Below are 857 nucleotides of genomic sequence, written 5' to 3' on the forward strand. Positions count from 1 at the left end.
AACTAGCAATTCGGGTTTATTTAATTAATTATTTAATTTCAGAAAGGTATATATAAATCATGGCGCAACAAATTGTCCTACCCATCAAAGACTCCAACGTCTTAAAGATGGTACAAGATACACTTCTCGATAGCTTCTGTACTTCTTGGCATTTTAGAAAGGAAATCTTCTCATGAAAATTCTTGTTACCGGATTTGATCCCTTTGGCGACGATAAAATTAATCCTGCGATTGAAGCCGTGAAACGTTTGCCGGATGAAATTGCTGGGGCACAAATCGTTAAATTGGAAATTCCGACAAAGTTTAATGTTTCAGCCGATGTCGTTAAAGATGCTATTGCCAAAGAAAAGCCTGACTATGTGTTGAGCATTGGTCAGGCTGGTGGCCGGTTTGAACTCACGCCGGAGCGAGTTGCGATTAACTTGGATGACGGTCGGATTCAAGATAATGCCGGGTATCAGCCACTTAATCACACGATTCATGGCGATGGCGAGAATGCCTACTTTACCCAGTTACCAATTAAGGCCATGGCCAAAGCCATTCGGGAAGCTGGTGTTCCGTCAGCAGTCTCCAACACAGCAGGCACTTACGTCTGCAACCACATTTTTTATCAGGTACAGTATATGCGGGATAAGATGTTTCCCGATATTAAGGCCGGCTTCATGCATATTCCATTTTTGCCGGAACAGGTTGTCACTCGTCCGGAAACACCATCGTTGTCATTGGATGATGATGTTTTAGGCATCACTGCCGCTATCAAGGCCATCGTGTCCCGTGACGGCAAAGGCGATATCGAAACGATTGAAGGCAAGGATCACTAAAAGCCTGTTTAGTGTTTTTGGACTATTATCAAATAAA

1 protein-coding gene is annotated in these 857 nt (G+C 43.1%); it reads left to right on the forward strand.

All coding sequences use genetic code 11. From position 1 onward, the window contains the following. Window positions 1-172: 172 nt before the first annotated feature. Window positions 173-820 carry a pyroglutamyl-peptidase I gene (pcp, locus tag BABA_RS02455; RefSeq protein ID WP_003333502.1) on the forward strand — a complete coding sequence of 216 codons (648 nt, stop codon included), beginning with the start codon at window positions 173-175 and terminating at the stop codon, window positions 818-820. Window positions 821-857 lie beyond the last annotated feature (37 nt).

Origin of the sequence: Neobacillus bataviensis LMG 21833 (assembly GCF_000307875.1) — a bacterium.
Taxonomy (GTDB): Bacteria; Bacillota; Bacilli; order Bacillales; family Cytobacillaceae; genus Neobacillus; species Neobacillus bataviensis.

What these genes read in the sequence shown, in the direction of transcription:
- pcp (WP_003333502.1), top strand. Translation starts at nt 173, where the DNA reads ATGAAAATTCTTGTTACCGGATTTGATCCCTTTGGCGACGATAAAATT.